Annotated in this window: 14 protein-coding genes; 9 read left to right on the forward strand and 5 right to left on the reverse strand. The window is 70.7% G+C overall.

Translation table 11 applies throughout. The features are described 5' to 3' along the window. Positions 1–10: 10 nt before the first annotated feature. The 4 genes from FBZ83_RS06595 to FBZ83_RS06610 are packed head-to-tail and all read right to left on the reverse strand — an operon-like array spanning position 11 to position 8,073. Positions 11–1,033 carry an ABC transporter substrate-binding protein gene (locus FBZ83_RS06595; RefSeq protein WP_114861540.1) on the reverse strand — a complete coding sequence of 341 codons (1,023 nt, stop codon included), beginning with the start codon at positions 1,031–1,033 and terminating at the stop codon, positions 11–13. A 32-nt stretch (positions 1,034–1,065) separates the two neighbouring features. Beyond that, positions 1,066–1,899: an ABC transporter permease gene (locus tag FBZ83_RS06600; protein WP_145681585.1), complete on the reverse strand. Its 834-nt coding sequence runs from the start codon at positions 1,897–1,899 to the stop codon at positions 1,066–1,068. Then, positions 1,892–2,665 carry an ABC transporter ATP-binding protein gene (locus FBZ83_RS06605; protein WP_145681586.1) on the reverse strand — a complete coding sequence of 258 codons (774 nt, stop codon included), beginning with the start codon at positions 2,663–2,665 and terminating at the stop codon, positions 1,892–1,894. Before FBZ83_RS06605 ends, FBZ83_RS06600 begins: the two co-directional genes overlap by 8 nt. Continuing rightward, entirely contained in the window at positions 2,662–8,073 is a 5,412-nt protein-coding gene (locus tag FBZ83_RS06610) for an AMP-binding protein (RefSeq protein WP_145681587.1), read from the reverse strand. Before FBZ83_RS06610 ends, FBZ83_RS06605 begins: the two co-directional genes overlap by 4 nt. 174 nt (positions 8,074–8,247) lie before the next feature. Between FBZ83_RS06610 and FBZ83_RS06615 the strand changes: the two genes are divergently transcribed. Both FBZ83_RS06615 and FBZ83_RS06620 read left to right on the forward strand, forming a co-directional pair. Further along, positions 8,248–8,667 (forward strand): cupin domain-containing protein, encoded by a 420-nt coding sequence (locus tag FBZ83_RS06615; protein WP_145681588.1) that lies wholly within the window; start codon positions 8,248–8,250, stop codon positions 8,665–8,667. 321 nt (positions 8,668–8,988) lie between these two features. After that, entirely contained in the window at positions 8,989–9,603 is a 615-nt protein-coding gene (locus tag FBZ83_RS06620) for a hypothetical protein (protein WP_145681589.1), read from the forward strand. Between the two features lie 82 nt (positions 9,604–9,685). Here FBZ83_RS06620 and FBZ83_RS06625 read toward each other — a convergent pair whose 3' ends face one another. After that, entirely contained in the window at positions 9,686–9,946 is a 261-nt protein-coding gene (locus FBZ83_RS06625) for a DUF3126 family protein (protein ID WP_145674365.1), read from the reverse strand. Between the two features lie 260 nt (positions 9,947–10,206). Here FBZ83_RS06625 and FBZ83_RS06630 point away from each other — a divergent pair, with 260 nt between their 5' ends. The 7 genes from FBZ83_RS06630 (at position 10,207) to FBZ83_RS06660 (ending at position 20,737) form a co-directional block, all read left to right on the forward strand. Further along, positions 10,207–12,966: an SUMF1/EgtB/PvdO family nonheme iron enzyme gene (locus FBZ83_RS06630; RefSeq protein WP_145681590.1), complete on the forward strand. Its 2,760-nt coding sequence runs from the start codon at positions 10,207–10,209 to the stop codon at positions 12,964–12,966. A gap of 227 nt (positions 12,967–13,193) precedes the next feature. Continuing rightward, the gene (locus tag FBZ83_RS06635; RefSeq protein ID WP_145681591.1) at positions 13,194–15,515 is read left to right on the forward strand and encodes an SH3 domain-containing protein; all 2,322 of its coding nucleotides are present in this window, start codon (positions 13,194–13,196) and stop codon (positions 15,513–15,515) included. 92 nt (positions 15,516–15,607) lie between these two features. Beyond that, on the forward strand, positions 15,608–16,315 hold the full coding sequence (locus tag FBZ83_RS06640; protein ID WP_145681592.1) for a TetR/AcrR family transcriptional regulator: 708 nt from the start codon (positions 15,608–15,610) through the stop codon (positions 16,313–16,315). Positions 16,316–16,472: 157 nt separating this feature from the next. After that, a complete protein-coding gene (locus FBZ83_RS06645) occupies positions 16,473–17,345 on the forward strand; it encodes an ABC transporter permease (RefSeq protein ID WP_211101626.1) in 873 nt (290 codons plus the stop codon). 52 nt (positions 17,346–17,397) lie between these two features. Continuing rightward, positions 17,398–18,396 (forward strand): ABC transporter substrate-binding protein, encoded by a 999-nt coding sequence (locus FBZ83_RS06650; RefSeq protein WP_035675146.1) that lies wholly within the window; start codon positions 17,398–17,400, stop codon positions 18,394–18,396. A gap of 26 nt (positions 18,397–18,422) precedes the next feature. Continuing rightward, entirely contained in the window at positions 18,423–19,247 is an 825-nt protein-coding gene (locus FBZ83_RS06655; RefSeq protein ID WP_035675144.1) for an ABC transporter ATP-binding protein, read from the forward strand. 197 nt (positions 19,248–19,444) lie between these two features. Next, positions 19,445–20,737, forward strand: a complete 1,293-nt coding sequence (locus FBZ83_RS06660) for a hypothetical protein (RefSeq protein WP_145681593.1) — start codon at positions 19,445–19,447, stop codon at positions 20,735–20,737. Positions 20,738–20,740 lie beyond the last annotated feature (3 nt).

The following is a 20,740-nucleotide window of genomic DNA, read 5'->3' on the forward strand; positions in this document are numbered from 1 at the left end:
CACGCCAAACTCACTTAACGAAGGTCAGGTCCATGACGGACTTGGCGTCCAGCGCCTTGTCCACCTGACCCTCGGACTGCCAGAACTTCACCTGGTTGACAATGTCGTCGACCAGCAGCTTTCCCTTCGGCTCGACATAGGGCAGGCCGGCGGCGACGACCTCGGGCTTCTGCTTCGTTGCCTCGGCGATGATCGCCAGAAGCTCGTCGTAGCCGGGGCCCTTCACCACGGCGCCGGACGCGTCCTTGGCGTTGAAGGCGGCGTGGTACTCGGCCAGCCCGGTCAGATAGGCGCTGACGAACTTCTCGGCCAGCGGGCGGCGTTGGGCGACGGTCTTCGGGCTGGTGAAGAGGGCGCCGAGCTGCCACGGCGTCTCGTCGCCGACCCAGCCGAGGATGGTGCCGGAGCCTTCGGCGGCGAGCTGGCGGGCCACCGTCACCGGGGCGATCACCGCGTCGACCTGACCGCCCTTGAAGGCGGCGACCATCTTCGGCACGTCCTGCATCGCCACCATGGTCACGTCCTTGACCGTGAAGCCGTGCTTCTGGCCGAGCAGGCCGACCATGTAGTGGAAGGTCGAGCCGACCGTGGTGATGGCGATGCGCTTGCCCTTGAGGTCGGCCGGCTTGGTCAGCCCGGCGTCGTGCGCCGCCTTGGTCGCCACATAGGCGCTGAGCTGGAAGCCCGGCTCGTCGCGGCTCTGCGCCGCGATCATCGTGACGGCACCCTTGGATGCCAGGTTGTAGAAGCCCGCCGTCAGGCCGGTGACGCCGAAATCGACGTCGCCCGAGGCCACCGCGACCGGCACCTGCTGGGCCGAGGTGAACATCTTCAGATCGACGTCCAGCCCTTCCTTCTCGAAGTAGCCCTTGGACTTGGCGATGAAGATCGGGCCGGAGGAGGCCAGCGCCAGCACGCCGATGGAGGTTTTCTCCAGCCCCTGCGCCTCGGCGGCGGGCGTCCCGGCCAGCGCCAGGGCCGCAGCGCCCATCACACCCAGAACCGCCCGGCGGCCCCAACGCACGACAGTCATTCTCAGTCTCCCTTTCTCGATGTTCATTTTTCTCACCGCCATTTCAGCAGGCGGCGTTCCAGGATGGACAGCACGGTCCCGATGGTCAGGCCGAGCAGCGAGAGAACCAGCACGCCGGCCAGGAGCTGGTCGGTCAGCATCAGGTTGCCGGCGGTCAGGACGAAAGCGCCGATGCCGTATTCCGCCCCGATCATCTCCGCCGCGACCACCAGGATCAGCGCGATGGAGGCGGTGATGCGGAAGCCGGCGAGGATGCCGGGCAGGGCGCCGGGAAGCACGATCTTGCGCAGGATCGACGCCCAGGGCAGGCCGAAGCTCTGCGCCATGCGGATCAGGTTGCGCGGCACCGAATCGATGGCGCTATAGGTGGCGATCACGGTGGGGAAGAAGACGCCGAAGCCGATGGTGGCGAACTTCGACGGCTCGCCGATGCCGAACCACAGGATGAACAGCGGCAGCAGCGCGATCTTTGGGATCGGGAAGAAGGCCGAGACCAGCGGCACACCGACCGCCCGCGCCACCGACCCGATGCCCATGGCGAAGCCCACGGCCATGCCGGCCACCGTGCCCATGACCCAGCCGACGCCGATTCGCATCAGCGACGCCTTCAGGTGCTGCCACAGCGACCCGTCCTGCGCCATGGCGGCGAGCGCCGAGGCAACCGCGCTCGGCGGCGGCAGGAACAGCTCGCTGACGAGGCCGAAGCGGTTGGTGGACTCCCACACCGCGATCAGGACCACGAAGGCGAGCAGCGCCGCCCAGCGGTGCCCCTTGACCGTGAAGCCGCCGCCGCGGAAGCGGACGGGTTGCGACGGAGAGCGGTCCTGAAGCGGGAGGCTGGTGCCGGTCAAAGGGGTATCAGGCATCGGCGATCTCCCGGTCGGCCAGTTGGGCCTCGGCCCGGATCAGGTGCCACAGCCGGTCGCGCACCTCCGCCAGATGGGCCTGGGCGGAGGGCTCCAGCCGCTGGTCGCGCGGCTCCTCGATGGTCACGATCTCGCGCAGCCGGCCGGGGCGGCGGCTGAGCACGACGACCCGGTCGGCCAGCCGCAGCGCCTCGTCCAGATTGTGGGTGACGTAGAGGGCGGTCGTCCGCTCGCGCTGCCAGAGCGACAGGAAATCCTCCATCAGCAGCTCGCGCGTCTGGGCGTCGAGCGCCGACAGCGGCTCGTCCAGCAGCAGCATGGCCGGGCGCACGGCCAGTGCGCGGGCGATGCCGACGCGCTGGCGCATGCCGCCCGACAGCTGCTTGGGCAGCGCCTTGCGGAAGTCCCACAGCCCCATGCGGCGCAGGCCGGACTCGATGCGCTCCCGCCGTTCCGCCGCCGACAGCGGGTGGTGTTCGAGGACGAGCGACAGGTTGTCCTCGACGCTGCGCCAGGGCAGCAGGGCGAAGTCCTGGAAGATGAAGGTGATCGGGTTCAGGCAGCCGTCCGGCACCGCGCCGGCCACCGCGATGCTGCCGGAGGTGGGCGCCACGATGCCGCCGGCGATGCCGAGCAGGGTGGACTTGCCGCAGCCCGACGGGCCGATGACGGCCAGAACCTCTCCCTCCTGCACCGTCAGGTCGATGCCGTCCAGCACGACGAGGTCGTCGTAGCGGTGGCACAGGTCCTTGATGATAAGCCTCATTGTCCCTTTCCTGTTGCCGACCCCGCCCAGGCGATCAGCAGTTCATCGCGCGAGGTCAGGCCCGCTTCCGGCAGCGCGTGGTTCACGACGGCCTTGGCGGCGCCGCCGGTCGCTTCCGGCAGGCGGTTCTCCCACATGGCCTGATGGAGCGTGGGCAGTTCGTCCCAGTTCCCGAGGTATGTCGTTGGCACACGGACCGCCCCCGACGCAATGACGCGGTTCAGCCCTGCGATTTCCGCAGCGTTCGAAAGATGCGTACCGACGATGGACGCGGATGGCATCAGGATGCGGCGCTGGCGCATCCACACCTGCGGCGCGTAGAAGCTGTAGCGACGACCACTCATATCGCCGCAATAGACGACGCGGCCCGTGTGCGGCTTCACGAGCATGGTCGAGACGGCCAGCGTGTCGCGCCGCGCCCGCTCCACCACCACGTCGGGCATGCCGCGCGGGTTGTCGGCGGCGCGCAGGATGCGGCCCACCGCCTGGCCCAGCGGTTTGAAGGTGTCTTCGGTGAACAGGCGCACAGCCTCCTTGAAGGCGGCGGTCTCGCGCTGCGGGTCGGGCAGGTCCGGCATGGTGTCGGGCCAGTCGAAATGCGGGACGCGGCGCGCGATCTCGGCCAGCGACACGGCGCCGGCCAGCGCCTCCCCATAGCCGAGCGACAGCACGAAGTCGCGTTCGGAATCCCGATCGGTGACGACGCAGACGCGGGCGCCGCTCTCGCGCGCCGCCTCGATGGCCGACAGCGCCATGTCGTCGCGCAGCCCCACCGCCCCGGCGCCGTAGAAGACCAGCACGGCCTCGCCGGGGCGCAGGCGGGCGCGGCGCAGCATCTCGGCGGGTTCGGCGACGCCGGGCTTGCCGAGGAAGGTCATGTGGTAGCCGCTGGAGGCGCCGAAGAAGGTCAGCGCGCCGCCGTCCGCCAGCGACTGGAAGGTGCGGGGGAAGGTCGTCTCGCCGGCGTGGCTGACCGCGTAGTCGACGAGGTTGCCGTCATTGGCGGCGCGCAGCGCGTCGAGGTAAGGGCGCCCGGCCTCTTCCCACGCCGCCCACTGGTCGGGGGACGCGGGAATGCGGGTGAAGGCGGCCTCGGCGACGGAGCGGTCCACCGCCTCCGCTCCACGGGCGCGGATGGCGGCGGCGCGGCGGTCCGACGACACCATGCCGGTCACCTTCATGCGCCGGGCCAGCGCCAGCTCCACCGTCCAGGCGCCGGTGCCGCCCGCCGCGCCCTCGACCAGCAGGCTCTTGCCGGGCTGCACGTCGAGCGCCGTGAACAGCGCACGGTAGCCGGTTCCGGCGGCGAGCATGTAGCTGCCCGCCTCCTCCAGCGCGAGGCCGGGCGGCAGGGGGAAGAGCTGCGGCCCGTCGGCCAGCATGAATTGCTGGTGGCTGCCGTCCGGCGACTGGTAGCCCTGGATGTGGAAGTCGGTGAACATCGGGTCGGCCCCGGCCTCCGGGTCCAGCAGGTCGGAGACGCCGGAATAGACGGCGACCAGATCGCCGACCGCCAGCCGGCCCTGCGCCTGCAACGCCTCGCCCATCCGCACGACCATGCCGACGCCGCCGGAGCCGGTGACGTGCACGTCCTCATCATGCTCGTCGAACAGGGAGATGGGGATGCCGGTCAGCGCCCAGACGTCGTTGTAGTTGACCTCGGAGGCGAGGACGTAGACGAGCGCCTGGTTGGGGCCGGGCTCGGGGACGGGGATGACGACCTCGGCTTCGGCCTGCGCCGGGTCGCCGTGGGCGGCGGCTCCCGTCTCCAGATCGCGGACGACGGCCTGGGCGAGCTGCCAGCGGGGCAGGGGTGTGGCGCCGGGGACGAAGGGGCTGCCGATGGGCAGCACGCCGTCGCGGCTGTCGCGCCGCGGGCGGGCGGGCAGGGGCGGGGACTTCTTCTCCAGGAACAGGGCGATGCCCTTCTTGGCGCCGCGCTCGGAGTCGAGGAGGAAGCGGGCGAAGGCGGCGATCTCGGCGGCTGAGCCGGCGTCGAAGCCATCGCGCAGGCCGATGTCGACGAGCTGGACGATGGCGTCGGCCACCGGGCCGCGGCCGACGCCGTGGGCTTGGCGGAGGAGGCGCATCACCTCCGGCCCCCTCCCGCCCGCTTCGCGGGCACCCTCCCCCGCCTTTGGCGGTGGAGGGGAACAGGCCCCCTCTCCCGCGAAGCGGGGGAGGGCTGGGGAGGGGGCATGAGAAGTGGAGGGGGCCAGCGCCGCTTCCCTTGCCATCGCCTTCGCCAGCGTCAGCGCGTCGTCCGCCCCGCGCGCCACCACATCCACCAGCCCATACTCCAGCGCCGTCCCGGCGTCGACCTGGCGCCCGGACAGCAGGATCTCCAGCGCCCGCCCGTACCCCCGCTCCGGGTCCTTGCGCAGCAGCAGGCGTGGCAGGCGCTGCGTGCCGCCATAGCCGGGCGGCAGGAACAGGTTGATCTCCGGCTGGCCCAGCCGGGCGCGGGGATCGGCCACCCGGACGTGGCAGGCCATGGCCAGTTCGCAGCCACCGCCGAGCGCCACGCCGCGGATCGCGGCGAACACCGGCTTGTCCAGCGCGGCGAGGGCGCGGAAGACGGCGTGGGCCTTGGCGGGCAGGGCGCGGGCCTCGCTCTCGTCCCGCACCTCGTCGAGAAGCTGGCGGATGTCGGCGCCGGCCACGAAGTTGCGGCCCGTGCCGGTGATCACCACGGCGCGCACGTCCGCCCGCCGGGCGAGATGGGCGACCAGCGTGTCCAGCTCGTCGAGCAGACGGTCGGACAGGGCATTGACCGGCGGGTTGTCGATGGTGACGGTCGCCATCCGCACCCCGTCGGCCAAACGGTCGTACTGAACGGACAGGAAGCGCTGCCGCTCGATGAGTGTCTGTTCCTCCGCCCGCTGCTGGCCGCGCGTCCAGGCGGCGATGCGCGCCTCCAGGTCGGTCAGGCACTCCGGGTTGCGCAGGGTGGAGGTGTCGCCCAGCGGCTCCCCGTTCATCATCGCCGTCAGGAAGCGGCGCATGTATTTGCCGGAGCGCGTCTCGGGAAAGGCCGGAACAGACAAAATGTCGGAGGGGACGGCGACGGCGCCCTTCTCCTGCCGCACCAGATCCTTCAGCCGGCGCTCGTCGTCCGCCGTCAGGTCGCGGCCCTTGGCGGGCAGGACGAAGGCGACGGGGGTCAGGCCCTTCTCGCGGTGGGGGGCGCCGACCACGATGACGTTGCCGACCGGGCTGTCGGGGTTGATCTGCTTGTCGCGCAGGATCGCGCCCTCGATCTCCTCCGTTCCCATGCGGTGGCCGGACACGTTGATGACGTCGTCGGAGCGTCCGTGCAGGCTGAAGCTGCCATCCTCGTAGCGCCGCGCGAAGTCGCCCTGCAGATAGGCCCAGACCGGGCGGCCCTCGGCGTCGCGGAAGCGCCCGAAATAGGTCGTCACGAAGCGGTCGAAGTCACCCTTCCAGCCCGGCTTGCCGACATTCTCCGCGTCCCCCCAGATGGTGCGGGTCAGGTAGGGGTAGGGGGCGGTGACGACGATCTCGCCCTTTTCCTCCGGCTCGGTGGGGCGGAAGGCGACGCGGCCCGTGGCGTCCGGCTCGCTCTCGGGAACCCAGACGTCGCCGAGAACCCAGGGCAGCGGGTAGGTGTGGGCGTCGGCGCGCAGCGGCTGGTCGGGGTTGCCGTAGGGGTGGGTCCAGACGATGCCGCCATGCTCCGTCGCCCAATAGCTGTTGATGTATTGCGGCGTCATCACCGCCATGCCGAAGGCCTGGACGACGGGGCTGGTCGGCTCCGCGCAGAAGGTGGCGACCCGCAGGGACGAGCGGTCGTAGCGCTCGACGTCGGCGCGGTTCTCCGGGTGGGTCATGACCGTCTTCAGGAAGGTCACGCCCGCCTTGAAGATGGTCACCTTGTGCCGCTCGATGATCGAGGCGAAGCGCCCGGCGTTGGGGAAGACCGGCGCCCCCTCCGTCACGACGCCGGGGATGCGGGCGGCAAGGCTGGCGGTGATGAGGTAGCTCTGGCCGGTGATCCAGCCCGGATCGGCGACAACGTAGATCGCGTCGCGGCCCGGCAGGGCGTCGAAGCTGACCTTCATGGTGTGGGCGAGGCCGGCGACGTAGCCGCCATGGACATGCACCACGCCCTTCGGCTTCCCGGTGGAGCCGGAGGTGTAGATGATGAACAGCGGATAGTCGGCGTCCACCGGCACGCAGGGCACCGCCTTCGCCACGGCGGCGTAGAGCGCCCGGTCGTCCAGCGCGCGCAGCGCCTCCATGCCGGCCACGCCGGCGGCGGTGCACAGCTCCGCCTCGGCCTTCGCCAGCAGCTCGTGCGCCCAGACGTCGCGGCCCTCGGTCCAGGGAATGTCGGGAAGCCCGGCGTGGCGGACGACGATCACCGCCTCGACCCGCGGCGGGGCGGCGGTCAGAGCCTCGGCGACGCTGGCGCGCAGGTCGGCCACGGTGGCGGCGTCGAGCGTCCCGGCACGGTCCAGCGCCCGGCCCAGTTCCCGCATCACGTCGGCGGGGGCGACGGTGATCTCGCCCGCCAGCCCGTGGCGCACCGGCTCCATCAGGGCCATGTCCTCTAGGTTTGCGTCGCCCAGCTTGGCGCGCAAAACCTCCTCGGTGATGCGCAGCGCCGTGGGCAGGGCGACGAAGCGGTCGAGCGCCGGATCGCTGTAGGCTTCCTTGAACGGGGCCATCTCGGCGTTGCGGCTGGCGCCGTCGGCGGTGATGACGACGCGGGCGCCGGCGTTCTCGATGCGGTCGGACAGCGTCTTGTCGGAGAAGCCGCCGAAGACGGCGGTGTAGATGACGCCGATGCGCTTCGCCCCCTCCGTCCAGACGATCTGGTCGAGGATGTTGGGCATGTTCAGCGCGATGCGGTCGCCTTGCCTCAACCCCAGACCGCGCAGCGCCAGGGCGGCGAGCGCGGAGCGGACCAGCAACTCGCGCCGGGTCAGCGTGACGTGATGGACCGGGCCGCCGCGCCCGCCGTTGGCGGCGGCGTCCCAGCGGTCGCCCTCGTACCAGTAGGCGGTCTCCGCCCCATGGCCGGACAGGACGTGGCGGTCCACCTCGTTGAAGGCGGCGTTGGTCAGCCCGCCCGCGAACCAGCGGTAAAAGGGCGCCTCCGACCCGTCGAAGGCCTGGGTCCAAGGCGTCCAGTCCGCCCGCTCCGCCGCCTCGCCCGTCGCGGCGTTCCAGCCGCGCCAGACGCCGTCGGCATCGCGCATCAGCCAGTTATCGCCGTCGAACCAGTGGATCGTCTCCGCCGCGATGGTGCCGTGGAAGGCGCCCGGATCGGCCGCGCAGGCGTCACGCTGGCTCTGCCAGTCCGCGGCGGAGCGGATGGGGTTGACGGCGACGTCCTGCGGCAGCGGCGGCTGTCCGGCGGACTCCGCGACGGCGTGATCCATGCTTTCCTCCCGATCGGGCATTTCTTCCTTGGCGGCCACGTCTTGCGCGCGGCGGGCATCACTATAGCGCGGCGCCCTGCATGGGCCGCAATGGCGCTGTGCGCGGCGGGGGTATGCCGTATACGCGGCTTTCGGTCATACTCGGTGCAATCAATAGCGACGGGAGGAAACGGCATGTCCAAAGACGATGCGCCGGCGAACGATTCGGTGACCTTCGTGGTCAGCCACGCCGATCCGGCGGACTTCAAGCGCGACGGGCTGCGACCCTTCTTCGAATACCGCGACCTCGGCATCCGCGCCGCCACGGCGGGCAAGGCGAACGCCCACGTCATCCGCGCCCGCCCCGGCGAGCCGTCGCACGGCGGCTGGCACCGGCACGCGCTGGATTTCCAGATGGTCTATGTGCTGAAGGGCTGGGTGAAGTTCGCGTATGAGGGCGTGGGGGAGGTGCTGCTGCAGGCCGGCTCCTGCGTGCACCAGCCGCCGGGCATCCGGCATGTCGAGATCGCGCATTCCGACGATCTGGAGATGCTGGAGATCACGCTTCCCGCCGACTTCCCGACCGAAGGGGCCGAGCCGCCCGCCGGGACCTGAGTTCCTTCCAAAAAGTGCCGGTCGCACCCGTCGCGGAAACGACGGTGCGGCCGGCCAGATGCTTTGGAGGAATCGCCACCATGACCACAGGGAACGACGCGGCCACGGGACGCTTCGTTGCAAAGGAAAGCAATGCCCGTGCCAGAGCTTGGCCGGAGGCGAAGAGGCGATTTCCGTGGTTTTGCGGAGCCTCCCCGAGCCGCGGCTGTCCGGATGTCCGGACAGGTGCCTGGAATGCCGGACGCCGCCCCGCTGGCAAGTTGGGCCCGTCGAGGGTATTAGGGCGGTGTGCGGTGGCGCAGCGACGAGGATGCGGACGGGATGCCCGAGGTCGAGATTTCCCGCGAGGACACGGGGCAGGCGGCGGTGTTCGAGGCGTCGCCCTCCAGCGTGCCGCCGCAGCGCTTCGCCCATCTGCTCTACGCGGCAATTCTGCTGGCCGGCTTCGTCGTGGTCGCCGAACTGACGCTGGAGCCGGCGGCCTCCATGCTGCGCTGGTTGGGCATGCTGTGCGCGATCCCGCTTCTCCTTATGTGGGTGATCACCCTGCTGCGGGCCGCGAGGCGCAGCGCCGTGCGGCTGGTCGTGGCGCCGGACGGGTTGACCGTCCACGGGCAACTGATCCCGCACAACACCATCCGCGGCGTGGCGCTCTACCCGCCGCAAGGCAAGCGGCCGCTGTTCGTGGCGCGCATCCAGACGATGACCCCGCAGCAGCACGAGCGCGAACTGGCGCTGGCCGGCGGGGAGGTGGACGCGGAGGAGGATGGAAAAGCGGGGAAAGGGCGTCGCCGACGCGCCGGTTACCGGCTGCTTCTGCTGCGCCGGAACCATCTGCCGGCGCTGGTGCTGGTGCGTGGCCTTACCCTGTCGGGCGGCGAAACGCTGATGGCCGGGCTGGCCGCCGAACTGCGCCGCCACAGCCGGCCGGGCTGATCGTCGTCGAGGTCAAAATCGCCGATGCGCAAGCGCCCCTCCCGCCAGGGGGCGGGAGAGGACCGCGCTGGAAAAGGCAGGCTCAGCGACGGGTCGTCGGGGCGGCCGGCAGGTCTTCTTCCAGGATGACGACGTGCAGGGCGTAGGAGACCTCACCCTCGTCCACGTCGCGGTGCAGGGTGCCGACGAACTCGTCGCCCAGCATGACCTCCGCGGACTGGCCGGCCTTCTCGGGCGGCTGGATGATGATCTTGTCGTTGCCGAGAGTCTTGCGCAGATAGCTCTGCACACGGGCGATTTCGGTTTCGGTCATCTTGGCGACCGTCGGCTTGGCGGGCGGCATGGCATGATCCCTGTGTTGTCGAAGGGGTCATATAGAAACCTTTCGGGCAAAGGGAAAGCACAACATCGCCCCGGATCGCGCATTCGCCGGTCGCGCCCGCCGCACGTTCCGTCTTTCTTGCGGGGAGCCATGCCCCCGCCTGTGGAAAGCGCTTAGCCGGTTTTGTCCTCTTGTTCCGAGGGGTGCGGCCAAATACTGGACGGGTTGGACTGTGGGGACAGCCTCGCCCTCCCGTCCGGTGACCATGGCATGGGGTGACCATGGCTGCGCGCCTTCACCGTTTCGTCTCGTGCCGCATCCTTCTGGCGCTGACCGCCGGCCTTCTGCTGGCCGTGGCGGCGTGGGTGTCGCCCGCTCCGGCGGCCACCGCGCCGGAGCAGCGGATCGCGCTGGTCATCGGAGTCGGCGCCTACCGCCACGCCACCGAGCTGCCCAACCCGCGCAACGACGCCCACGCCATGTCGGCGGCCCTGCGCAAGCTGGGCTTTACGGTCGACGAGCGCTACGACCTCGACAACCGCGGCATGGCCGAGGCGTTGCGCGGCTTCGGCATCCAGGCGGCGCAGGCCGACGTGGCGCTGCTCTATTTCGCCGGCCACGGCATGCAGGTCGGCGGCACCAACTTCCTGATCCCCGCGGACGCCCGGCTGGAGCGCGAGCGCGATCTGGTCTACGAGGCGCTGCCGCTGAACCTGCCGATGGGCGAACTGGCCCAGGCGCGCAAGTTGGGCATCCTGATCCTGGACGCCTGCCGCAACAACCCCTTCGCCGACCGTCTGGTGCGGTCCGGCACCAAGAAGACGGAGGTCCATTCCGGCTTCGCCCGCGTCGACGACACGCCGACCGACACGCTGGTCGCCATGGCCACCCGCGCCGACGCGGTGGCCGAGGACGGGCAGGGCGACCACAGCCCCTACACCGCCTCGCTGCTGAAGAACTTCGACGTGCCGGGGCTGGAGCTGAGCCTGTTCTTCCGCCGCGTGCGCGACGACGTCATGCAGGTCACCCAGGGCCGGCAGGAGCCGTTCCTCTACGGATCGCTGGGGGCCGCCCCCTTCTACTTCAACCCGCTGCCCGAGAACCGGCCGCCGCAGCTCGCCGCCGTCAAGACGCTGGAGGTGTTCGACCGCGGCGGGACGGAGGGGTTGGGCATCGCGCGGCCCAGCGATCCCGACAACGACCAGCTCTTCGCCCAGGTGACCGGTCTGCCGCGCGGCGGCGGGGTGCGCATCGGCGACCGGGTGGTGCTGATCGGCGACTATCTGACGCTCGACCAGCTCACCGCGGCGACCTTCCGCGCCGACGCCACCCACCTCGGCGACGCCGGCAGCTTCGAGTTCGCGGTGATGGACGGGCGCGGCGGGGTGGCGCGGGGCGCCGTGCCGATCCTCATCAAGCCGAGCAACCGCCCGCCGGTCGCCGTCGCCGAGCGCAGCGTGCGCGCCGTCGTCAACAACCTGCGGCTGGAGGTGCCGACCGATCCGGACGGCGATCCGCTGACCTTCACCGTCAGCGCCGTGCCGGAACGCGGCAAGGTGCGCGACGGCACCACGTCGCTGAAGCCCGGCGACAAGCTGGCGCCGGAGCGGCTGACCGCGCTGACCTTCGACCCGGAACGCGCCCCCGCGGGACGCGCCGGGGTGTTCAGCGTGCTGGTCGAGGACGGGCGCGGCGGGCGCACGACGATGAGCGCGCTCCTGGAGGTCGAGGAGGCCGGCGCCGCCCCGCCCCAGGCGGATCTGGAGGAGTCGCTGTGGCGCCGCGTGCGCGACAGCCGCGACGCCGACGCGCTGGACGCCTTCCTGCGGTTGTTCGGCACCGGCCCCTTCGCCGCCCCGGCGCGCGACCGGCTGAACCGGCTGCGCGCCGAATCGGCCAAGGTCGCGGCGCTCTCCTCGGCGGGCGGGGCGGGGAGCAGCGGGCCCTCCGGCAATGGTGCCGGCAATGGCGCGGGCAACGGGGCGCCCGGCGGCAAGGCGTCGCCGCCCCCCGAACTCCAGCTCGACACCGCCGGGGAGGGGATGTACGTGGCCGTCGCCGACGCCGAGCTGCGCGCCGGACCGGACGCGCGGTCGGAACGGGTCGGCGCCCTTGCCAAGGACGGCGCGGTGCGGGTGCTGGGCCGGGTGGCCGACGCCGACTGGTACCGGGTGGCCATGGATGACGGCACCCAGGGCGGCGTGCAGGGCTTCGTCCGCGGCCCCGCGCTGCGCCCCGCCGGGCCGGAGGACCGCCAGCGGCTGGCGCTCGCCGCACCGGTCCAGCCGGGGGGCTCGCAGGGGCGGGCGCAGGGCAACGGCAGCAGCTTCCAGGATTGCCCGGCCTGTCCGCCGATGATGCGCATCCCCGCCGGCACCTTCGTCATGGGCAGCGAGCGCGGCGACGTCAGCCAGCGCCCGCCCCACCGCGTCACCTTCGCCAAGCCCTTCGCCATCGGGGTCTACGAGGTGACGGTCGCCAACTGGCGGGCCTGCGTGGAGGGCGGCGGCTGCGCCGCCATGCCGCGGATGCGCAACCCCTCCGACGACATGCCGGTCCACAACATCCATGTGGAGGACGCGCTGGCCTACACCGAGTGGCTCAGCCGCAAGACCGGCCAGCGCTACCGCCTGCCCAGCGAGGCCGAATGGGAATACGCGGCGCGCGGCGGCAGCGCGGCGCGCTTCGCCTGGGGGGACAGCCTGACGCCAGGGGCGCGGCTGGCCAACTGCCGCGACTGCGGCGGGGCTACCGACCGCTCTCTGCCGGCGCCGGTCGGCAGTTTCCAGCCCAACGCCTTCGGCCTCTACGACACCAGCGGCGGGGTGGCGGAGTGGGTCGCCGACTGCTGGAACCCCGGCTACAAGGGCGCCCCGGCGGACGGCGGCGCCTGGACGGAGGGCGACTGCCGCAAGCGGGTGCTGCGCGGCGGCTCCTGGCGGGACGGGCAGGACGCCATCGCCGTCACCGCCCGCATCGGCTACGACGCCGACGTGCGCTATTTCGCCGACGGGCTGCGGGTGGCCCGCGACCTGAACTGACTCCGCCCGCGTTCGTTGGTGGAACGCACCGTCTGCGGATGGGACTGCGGCGCCCTCGAAATTGCAGAAATCGGTGTTGGGCCAATGCGCTAGACTTGGCTGTTCAGGGCTTGGCGATCCGCGGACCGGACGGCCCGATAAAGTGAGGCCGCTGGCGGCTTCGACCAAATTCGTTACAGCCGCCGCAGCCCTCGACTCCCTAAAGGGGTGGTCAAAGAGACGATCAAGTGGAGGGTATCGACGTGCTGCGCTGGCCCCGGAGCGCCGTTTGGACTGTTGCGCTGGTCCTGGTGACGGCGAACACCGCCTTTGCCCCCCAGGCGTTCGCCGACGACAAGCGCGTCGCGCTGGTGATCGGCAACGCGCAGTACCAGGAGGGCGGCCCGGCCGCCGGGGTGGGCGCCAACGCGGCGGTCGTTGCCGACGCGCTGCGCCGCGCCGGCTTCACCGTCACCGCCGCCGAGAACCTCGACCACCGCGGCATGGTCGCGGCGCTGTCCCGCTTCCAGGACGCGCTGGGGCAGGCCGACCTGGGCTTCCTCTACTACTCCGGCGTGGCGCTGAGCCTGTCGGCCAAGGGCTTCCTGGTGCCGGTGGACGCCAAGCCCGGTTCCGAATACGACGTGATCTTCGACACCATCGAGCTGGACTATGCGCTGAAGGAGATCCAGCGCAGCGGGCGCAAGGCCGTCGCCGTGTTCGACCCGGTGCCCGCCCACCCGCTGGCCGACCGGCTGGCCTCGGCGATGGGCGAAGAGGGGCGGTCCGTCAAGCCGGCGCTGGCCGCTCCGGCGGCGCTCGACAACCTGTTCGTCGTCTACTCGCACCGGCCCGGCACCCCGCCCGCCACGGCGTCCGGCAAAGGGGCCGACGCCTTCTCGACCGCTCTGGCGCAGGAGATGGTCAAGCCGGGCGTGCCGCTGCGCGACGCGCTGGCCGAAGTCGCCCGCACCGTCGTCGGGCGCACCCGCGGGACACAGCACCCCTGGCTGCAGGACCGGCTGGGTTCCGATCTCGTGCTGGTGCCCGGCCCGCGCGCGCCGGTCGTTGCCCGAACGGAGGAGGCGCCGCCCGCTATGGTGGCGGCCCCCGAGGCGAAGCCGGCCGAACCCAAGCTGATCGAACCCAAGCCGCTGCCGCAGAAGGCGGAGGAGAAACCCGCCGCCCCGGCGGTCGCCGAGGTCGAGGTGGACCCGCTGAACGAGAAGCGGGTGGTGGCGCGCGACACCAACCTGCGCGCCGGTCCCGACACCAAGGCGGCGGTCGTCGGCACGTTGCGTCACGACAGCGAGGTCACGGTGACCGGGCGGACCCGGCGGAACGGCGGCTGGCTGCGCGTCGAGCAAGACGGGAAGACCGGCTTCGCCTTCTCCAGCAACCTCGCCAAGCCGGAGGAGGTGCCGGTGGCCGCCGCCCAGCCGCCGGCCCAGCCCCAGCCGCCGACGCAATCCCAGCCGGCCGTCCTGGCGCCCGGCGTCTACACGGTGGCGCGCGACGCCAACCTGTTCGCCCGCCCGGTGCTGGGCGCGCGCAGCCTGCGCGATCTGGAGCAGGGGCAGCGGGTGACGCTGCTTCAGGCGGCGCCCGACTCCGGCTGGGTGCTGGTGCGGGATTCGTCGGGGCAGGAGGGCTACGTCACCACCGGGACGCTGGCGGGCCGGTCGGGCGAGGCGGTGTCCATGGGTGGTGCTGCGGGCGGAGCGGCGCCCAGCGCCTATCCGCCGCCCACGGTGGTCCGCAACGATGTCGATCCGGTGGCCGGCGCGCTGTCCGGAACGACTGGTCCGACGCGGCTGGCCGCCCTTCCGGACAGCAGCGGGGAGAGCGCCGCGGGGCGCTCCGCCTCCGGGGCGGACCCGGTCCTTGCCGGGCTGGCCGAACCCTACCGCGACGCGGTGCAGGCGGGCCGCAACGCCGCCGCCCGCGCGTCGCGCTCCGCCACCGCCGGGCGTGGGGCCGAGGCGAAGGCGCGCGAGGCCCAGTCCGCCGCCCGCCGCGCCGCCGGTCAGGCCCGCGGTGGGGAGTCGGGCTATGGGGTGCACCGCTTCCCCAACGGCGACGTCTATGAGGGATCGTGGAACCGCGGGCTGGGGAACTTCTCCCTTCAGGGCACGATCAGCCGCAACGGCGTCGGCGTCTACCGCTTCGCCAACGGTCAGGTCTATGAGGGGGAGTGGAAGGACGACCAGATGTCCGGCTACGGCGTTCTGGGCTTTCCGTCCGGCGACCGCTTCGAAGGGACCTTCGTGAACGCCGTGCCGAACGGGCCGGGCGTCTACCGCTTCGCCAACGGCGATTCCTACACGGGCGAGGTCCGTCAGGGCCGGGTGGACGGTCATGGCGAGTTGGCCTTCACCAACGGAGATCGGTTCAACGGCGTGGTGGTGGACCGGCTTCCGGCGGGACCGGGCGAGCTGTCGATGCGCGGCGGCACCCGCCATGTCGGGCAGTTCCGCGGCGGCATCCAGGACGGTCCGGGGGCGGCCATCGACGCCACCGGCGCGATGCAGCCGGGCATCTGGCGCGGCGCGACGCTCTTGAGTCGGTAGCGCCGCTTCGTCTTTCCGTTTCGGCTGATATGCTCCACATTGGAACGCATTGCGGCTCGCCCTCCGGCCGCGCCATGCGAGGACCGGCCTGGATGGACACGCTGAGCGACCCGAAGAAGAGCCTTTCCGCAGCCAAGCCGGTCCCAATCAAGCCGGCCCCAATCAAGCCGGCCAAGCCCGCGAAGGTCACCCGCGACCCGGAGGGCACCCGCGCGCGCATCCTCGCCGCCGCGACGGAGGAGTTCGCGCGCCATGGGCTGGGCGGCGCCCGCGTGGAGCGGATCGCCGAGGTCGCCGGCACCAACAAGCGCATGCTCTACTACCATGTCGGCAACAAGGAGAGCCTGTATCTGGCGGTGCTGGAGGGCGCCTACGCGCACATCCGCGCCACCGAACGCACGCTGAGCCTGGAGACGCTGGACCCGCCCGCCGCCATCGCCCGGCTGATCCACTTCACTTGGCAGTATTTCCTCGACCATCCCGAGTTCATGGCGTTGCTGAACATCGAGAATCTGCATCGGGCGGAGCTGCTGAAGACTTCCGACAAGGTGCACGCCATGCATTCGCCCTTCGTGCAGATGATCGCCGATGTGCTGGCGCGCGGCGTCGCCACCGGGATCTTCCGGACGGGGGTGGACCCGGTGCAGCTCTACATCTCCATAGCCGGGCAGTCCTACTTCTACCTGTCCAACGTCCACACCCTGTCGGTCATCTTCGGCCGCGACCTGCTGGCCGAGGAGGCCAAGGCGGAGCGGCTGGACCATATGGTGGAGCTGATCCTGTCGTCGCTGCGGCTCTGAAGCCTCCAGTAGTTTCATCATGAATAATCCGCATACCTGACCATCCGTCCTACCTCTTTGGCAGGGTTGACCGCTTTGCCGTGCCGGGCTTACTTTTAACCAGCCGGTTAAAAGAGCGCCTCACGTCGGCGCCGCAACGACCGGGGGAGGAGGAGCGATGGCTGTCGATGCGGCGGCTCATGGGACGACGTCCCGTGGCGGTCCCGCTTCGGGAACGGCGGCGCGACGGGGCGGGGCGGGTGCCACGCTGCTGCGTCTGCTCAATTCCGGCTGGTTCCGGCCGGTGCTGTTCCTGGTGGTCCTGACCGTCCTGTGGGACCTGTCGGTGCGGATCTTCGCGATCCCGCCCTATCTGATACCGAAACCCGGCGACGTGGCCTTGGCCCTCGCCGCGGATTGGGACCAGCTTCTGGCGGCGTCCGTGCCGACCACGCTGGCGACCTTGGGCGGCTTCGCCCTGTCGGTGCTGTTCGGCATTCCCATCGCCATGCTGATCGCCGGGTCGAAGACGGTGGAATCCTACGTCTACCCGCTGCTGGTCTTCTCGCAGTCGATCCCGAAGGTCGCCATCGCGCCGCTGTTCGTGGTGTGGTTCGGCTTCGGGCTGCTGCCCAAGGTGATTTCCGCCTTCCTGCTGGCTTTCTTCCCCATCGTCGTGTCGGCGGTGCAGGGCTTCAAGTCGGTGGATGGCGACATGATGGACCTCGCCAAGTCCATGAAGGCGACGCGCCTTCAGACCTTCCGCATGGTCAGCCTGCCGCACGCCCTGCCGGCCATCTTCGCCGGCCTGAAGGTGTCGATCACGCTGGCCGTGGTGGGCGCCGTGGTGGGCGAGTTCGTCGGGGCGAATTCCGGCATCGGCTTCGTCCTGCAGCGCTCCATCGGCAATTTCGAACTTCCCCTGATGTTCGCGGCCCTGGTGGTGCTGGCGCTGATCGGGGTGGTGCTTTTCTGGGTCATCGACGTGATCGAGCGGCTCGCCATCCCCTGGCACGCGAGCCAACGCCACAACTACATCCCGACGTCGTAACGCCGACCACAAAACCAACAGCGACGCCGGACATACTTCGGGAGGAGACGAGATGAAACGGACGCTCTTCGCGGCGCTCTGCGCCCTCACCGCCACGACGCTTCCGGCCCAGGCCGCGGACAAGGTCGTGCTGATGCTGAACTGGTACGTGTATGGCGAGCACGCCCCCTTCTACTACGGCAAGGACAAGGGCCTGTACGAGGCCGAGGGCATCGACCTGGAAATCCAGGAGGGCCGCGGGTCCGCGGTGACGACCCAGGCGGTGGCCGCGAAGACCGTCGATTTCGGCTACGTCGACGTACCGACCATGATGAAGGCGGCGGTGAAGGGCGCTCCGGTCACCTCGCCCGGCGTGCTGCTCCAGACCAGCCCGATGTCGGCCATGGGCTTCACGGACAAGAACATCCGCAAGCCCGAGGACATCAAGGGAAAGACCGTCGCCATGACGCCGGGCGACAGCATGTCCCAGATCTGGCCGCTGTTCCTGAAGAAGACCGGCCTGAAGGACAGCGACTTCCGCGTCGTGTCGGGCGACGCCCAGACCAAGCTGAACGCCGTCATCAACGGGCAGGCGGACCTGCTGCTGGGTTACGTCATGGACCAGAGCATGAAGATCAAGGACGCCACCGGCAAGTCGGTGACGCCGATCCGCTTCGCCGACTACGGCGTCAACATGGTCTCCTCCGGCATCATCGCCCACACCGAGACGCTGAAGGACAAGCCCGACCTCGTGAAGCGCTTCATGGCCGCGACGACCAAGGCGGTCGAAGGGGCGGAGAAGAACCCCAAGGAGGCCGTGGCCGCCATCCTCAAGGCCAACCCCAAGGGCGGCCAGGAAGCCACCCTGCTGGAGGGCTTCGAGCTGACCACGCCGCTCTACCGTACGGCGGAGACCAAGGGGCAGCGGCCCTTCCGCGTCACCGACGCCAACATGGCCGAGACCGTGGACCTGCTGGTCGAGTACGGCGGTCTGGACGCCGCGGCGAAGAAGAACCCGAAGGCCTTCTACACCCGCGACTTCCTCCCCGATCCCGCCGCGGCGGGCCAGTGAGGCCGGACGGACAGGAGAGCAGGGACATGGCTCAGCCCCAGTTGAAAGTCGTCGGATCGGCCGAAACGGCCCGCCTGTCGCAAAAGACCTTGATCCAGATCGACGGCGTGACCAAGACCTACCGCAGCCGCGACGGGGAGGTGCCGTCCCTGCGCCCGATCACCTTCGACGTGCGGGACGGCGAGTTCCTGGTGGTCGTCGGCCCGTCCGGCTGCGGCAAGTCCACGCTGCTGAAGCTGGTCGCCGGGCTGCTGCCCGTCAGCGAGGGTGCCATCACCATCGAAGGCACCACGGTGACCGAGCCGCACGACGACGTGGGCATCGTGTTCCAGAGCCCGGTGCTGCTCGCCTGGCGGACGGTGCTGCGCAACATCATGATGCCGGTGGAGGTGCGCGGCTTGCCGCGCGACAAGTACCTGGAGCGCGCCCGCGCCCTGATCCGCATGACCGGGCTGGAGGGGTTCGAGAACAAGTACCCCTGGCAGCTCTCCGGCGGCATGCAGCAGCGCGCCTCGCTCTGCCGGGCGCTGGTCCATGACCCGAAGATCCTGCTGATGGACGAGCCGTTCGGCGCGCTCGACGCCATGACGCGGGAGAAGATGAACGTCGAGCTGCAGCGCATCCAGCACGAGACGGGCAAGACGGTTCTGCTGATCACCCACTCGATCCCCGAGGCGGTGTTCCTGGCCGACCGGGTGATGGTGATGTCGGAGCGTCCCGGCGCCATCGCCGCGACCTATGAGGTGCCGCTGCCCCGCCCGCGCTCGCTGGATGTCATGGGGCACCCCGTCTTCATCGAGCTGACCCAGCGCATCCGGGCGCATTTCAACGCCCAAGGGCATCTGGACTGAGGGGGGCGGTGATGGCGAAGGATTTCCCCCTCCCTGACCCTCCCCCGCCTTTGGCGAGGGAGGGGAATGACACCCTCTCCCGCGAAGCGGGGGAGGGAAGGGGCCCGCGAAGCGGGAAGGGTGGGGGCACCGCATCCGCACCCGCACCCCTCCTCACGATCCGCGCCATCCACCTCCATGAACGCCCCGTCCGCTTCGTGAAGCCCTTCCGCTTCGGCAGCGTGACGGTTGAGGCGGCTCCCCAGGCCTTCGTCCGCGCTCTGGTCCATGTGGAGGGCGTCGGCGAGGCGTGGGGCGGCACCGCCGAGATGATGATGCCGAAGTGGTTCGACAAGCGCCCGGACCGCAGCCCGGACGAGACGGTGGACGGCCTGCGCCGCTCCCTGCGCCTCGCCCGCGACGCCTACCGGACGGACCGCGCCGACACCGCCTTCGGCCAGCACGCGGCGGCCTACGAGACGCAGCGGGCGGCCTGCCGCGCCGCCGGGCTGCCCGACCTGACCGCCGCCTACGGGCCGGCGCTGATCGACAAGGCGGTGCTGGACGGGCTGTTGCGGGTCCTGGACACGGATTTCTTCACCGGTATGAAGGCGAACCGCGCCGGGATCGACGCGCGGCTGACGCCGGATCTGGCGGGCTTCGACCTGGACGGCTTCCTCGGCGGGCTGGAGCCGCGAACCTCCGTGGCGCTCCGCCACACGGTCGGGCTGCTCGACGAGCCGGAGTCCCTGCGCGACCTGCTGGCGCGGGAGCGGCTGGGCCGCTTCAAGATCAAGCTGGGCGGCGATCCGTCCGCCGACCTGGCGCGCTTGGCCGAGATCGCCGGCGTGCTGGACGCGGCGGCGGGCGACTACCGCGCCACGCTGGACGGCAACGAACAATACGCGGACTCCGCCGCCCTCGCCGCCTTCCTGGACGGGCTGGAGCGCCAGCCGGCGCTGGCCGGGTTGCGCGGACGCCTGCTCTACATCGAACAGCCGGTGGCGCGGGAGCGCGCGCTGGAGGCGCCGCTGGGCGCGGTGGCGGAGCGCATCCCCTTCATCATCGACGAGTCCGACGACGGCTACGACGCCTTCCCGCGCGCCCGCGCCGCCGGTTACCGCGGCGTGTCGTCGAAGTCTTGCAAGGGTCTCTACAAGGCCGTCCTCAACCGGGCGCGCTGCGCGGCCTGGGGCGCGCCGCACTTCATCGCCGCGGAGGACCTGACCTGTCAGGCCGGGTTGGCGGTGCAGCAGGACACGGCGCTGGTCGCGCTGCTTGGCATCGCCGACGCGGAGCGCAACGGCCACCAGTACGGCAACGGCTTCGACGGAGCGCCGGAGGCCGACGCCTTCCTCGACGCGCATCCCGGCTTCTACACCCGGCGGGACGGCACCGTCCGCCTCGCCACGGCGGGCGGCAGCCTGCCGACCGAAACCCTGGCCGTCCCCGGCTTCGCCAGCGCGGCGCAGCCCCGGTGGGACCGCCTGTCCCCTCTGCAGAACGAATAATCC

This window comes from Azospirillum brasilense (assembly GCF_007827815.1).
Taxonomy (GTDB): domain Bacteria; phylum Pseudomonadota; class Alphaproteobacteria; order Azospirillales; family Azospirillaceae; genus Azospirillum; species Azospirillum brasilense_C.

Excerpts from the sequence above, each read along its gene's own strand:
- FBZ83_RS06640 (WP_145681592.1), top strand. The coding sequence starts at position 15,608 with ATGGACACGCTGAGCGACCCGAAGAAGAGCCTTTCCGCAGCCAAGCCG.
- FBZ83_RS06630 (WP_145681590.1), top strand. The coding sequence starts at position 10,207 with ATGGCTGCGCGCCTTCACCGTTTCGTCTCGTGCCGCATCCTTCTGGCG.
- FBZ83_RS06620 (WP_145681589.1), top strand. The coding sequence starts at position 8,989 with ATGCCCGAGGTCGAGATTTCCCGCGAGGACACGGGGCAGGCGGCGGTG.
- FBZ83_RS06650 (WP_035675146.1), top strand. The coding sequence starts at position 17,398 with ATGAAACGGACGCTCTTCGCGGCGCTCTGCGCCCTCACCGCCACGACG.
- FBZ83_RS06625 (WP_145674365.1), bottom strand. The coding sequence starts at position 9,946 with ATGCCGCCCGCCAAGCCGACGGTCGCCAAGATGACCGAAACCGAAATC.
- FBZ83_RS06595 (WP_114861540.1), bottom strand. The coding sequence starts at position 1,033 with ATGACTGTCGTGCGTTGGGGCCGCCGGGCGGTTCTGGGTGTGATGGGC.
- FBZ83_RS06605 (WP_145681586.1), bottom strand. The coding sequence starts at position 2,665 with ATGAGGCTTATCATCAAGGACCTGTGCCACCGCTACGACGACCTCGTC.
- FBZ83_RS06615 (WP_145681588.1), top strand. The coding sequence starts at position 8,248 with ATGTCCAAAGACGATGCGCCGGCGAACGATTCGGTGACCTTCGTGGTC.
- FBZ83_RS06600 (WP_145681585.1), bottom strand. The coding sequence starts at position 1,899 with ATGCCTGATACCCCTTTGACCGGCACCAGCCTCCCGCTTCAGGACCGC.
- FBZ83_RS06610 (WP_145681587.1), bottom strand. The coding sequence starts at position 8,073 with ATGGATCACGCCGTCGCGGAGTCCGCCGGACAGCCGCCGCTGCCGCAG.
- FBZ83_RS06655 (WP_035675144.1), top strand. The coding sequence starts at position 18,423 with ATGGCTCAGCCCCAGTTGAAAGTCGTCGGATCGGCCGAAACGGCCCGC.
- FBZ83_RS06645 (WP_211101626.1), top strand. The coding sequence starts at position 16,473 with ATGGCTGTCGATGCGGCGGCTCATGGGACGACGTCCCGTGGCGGTCCC.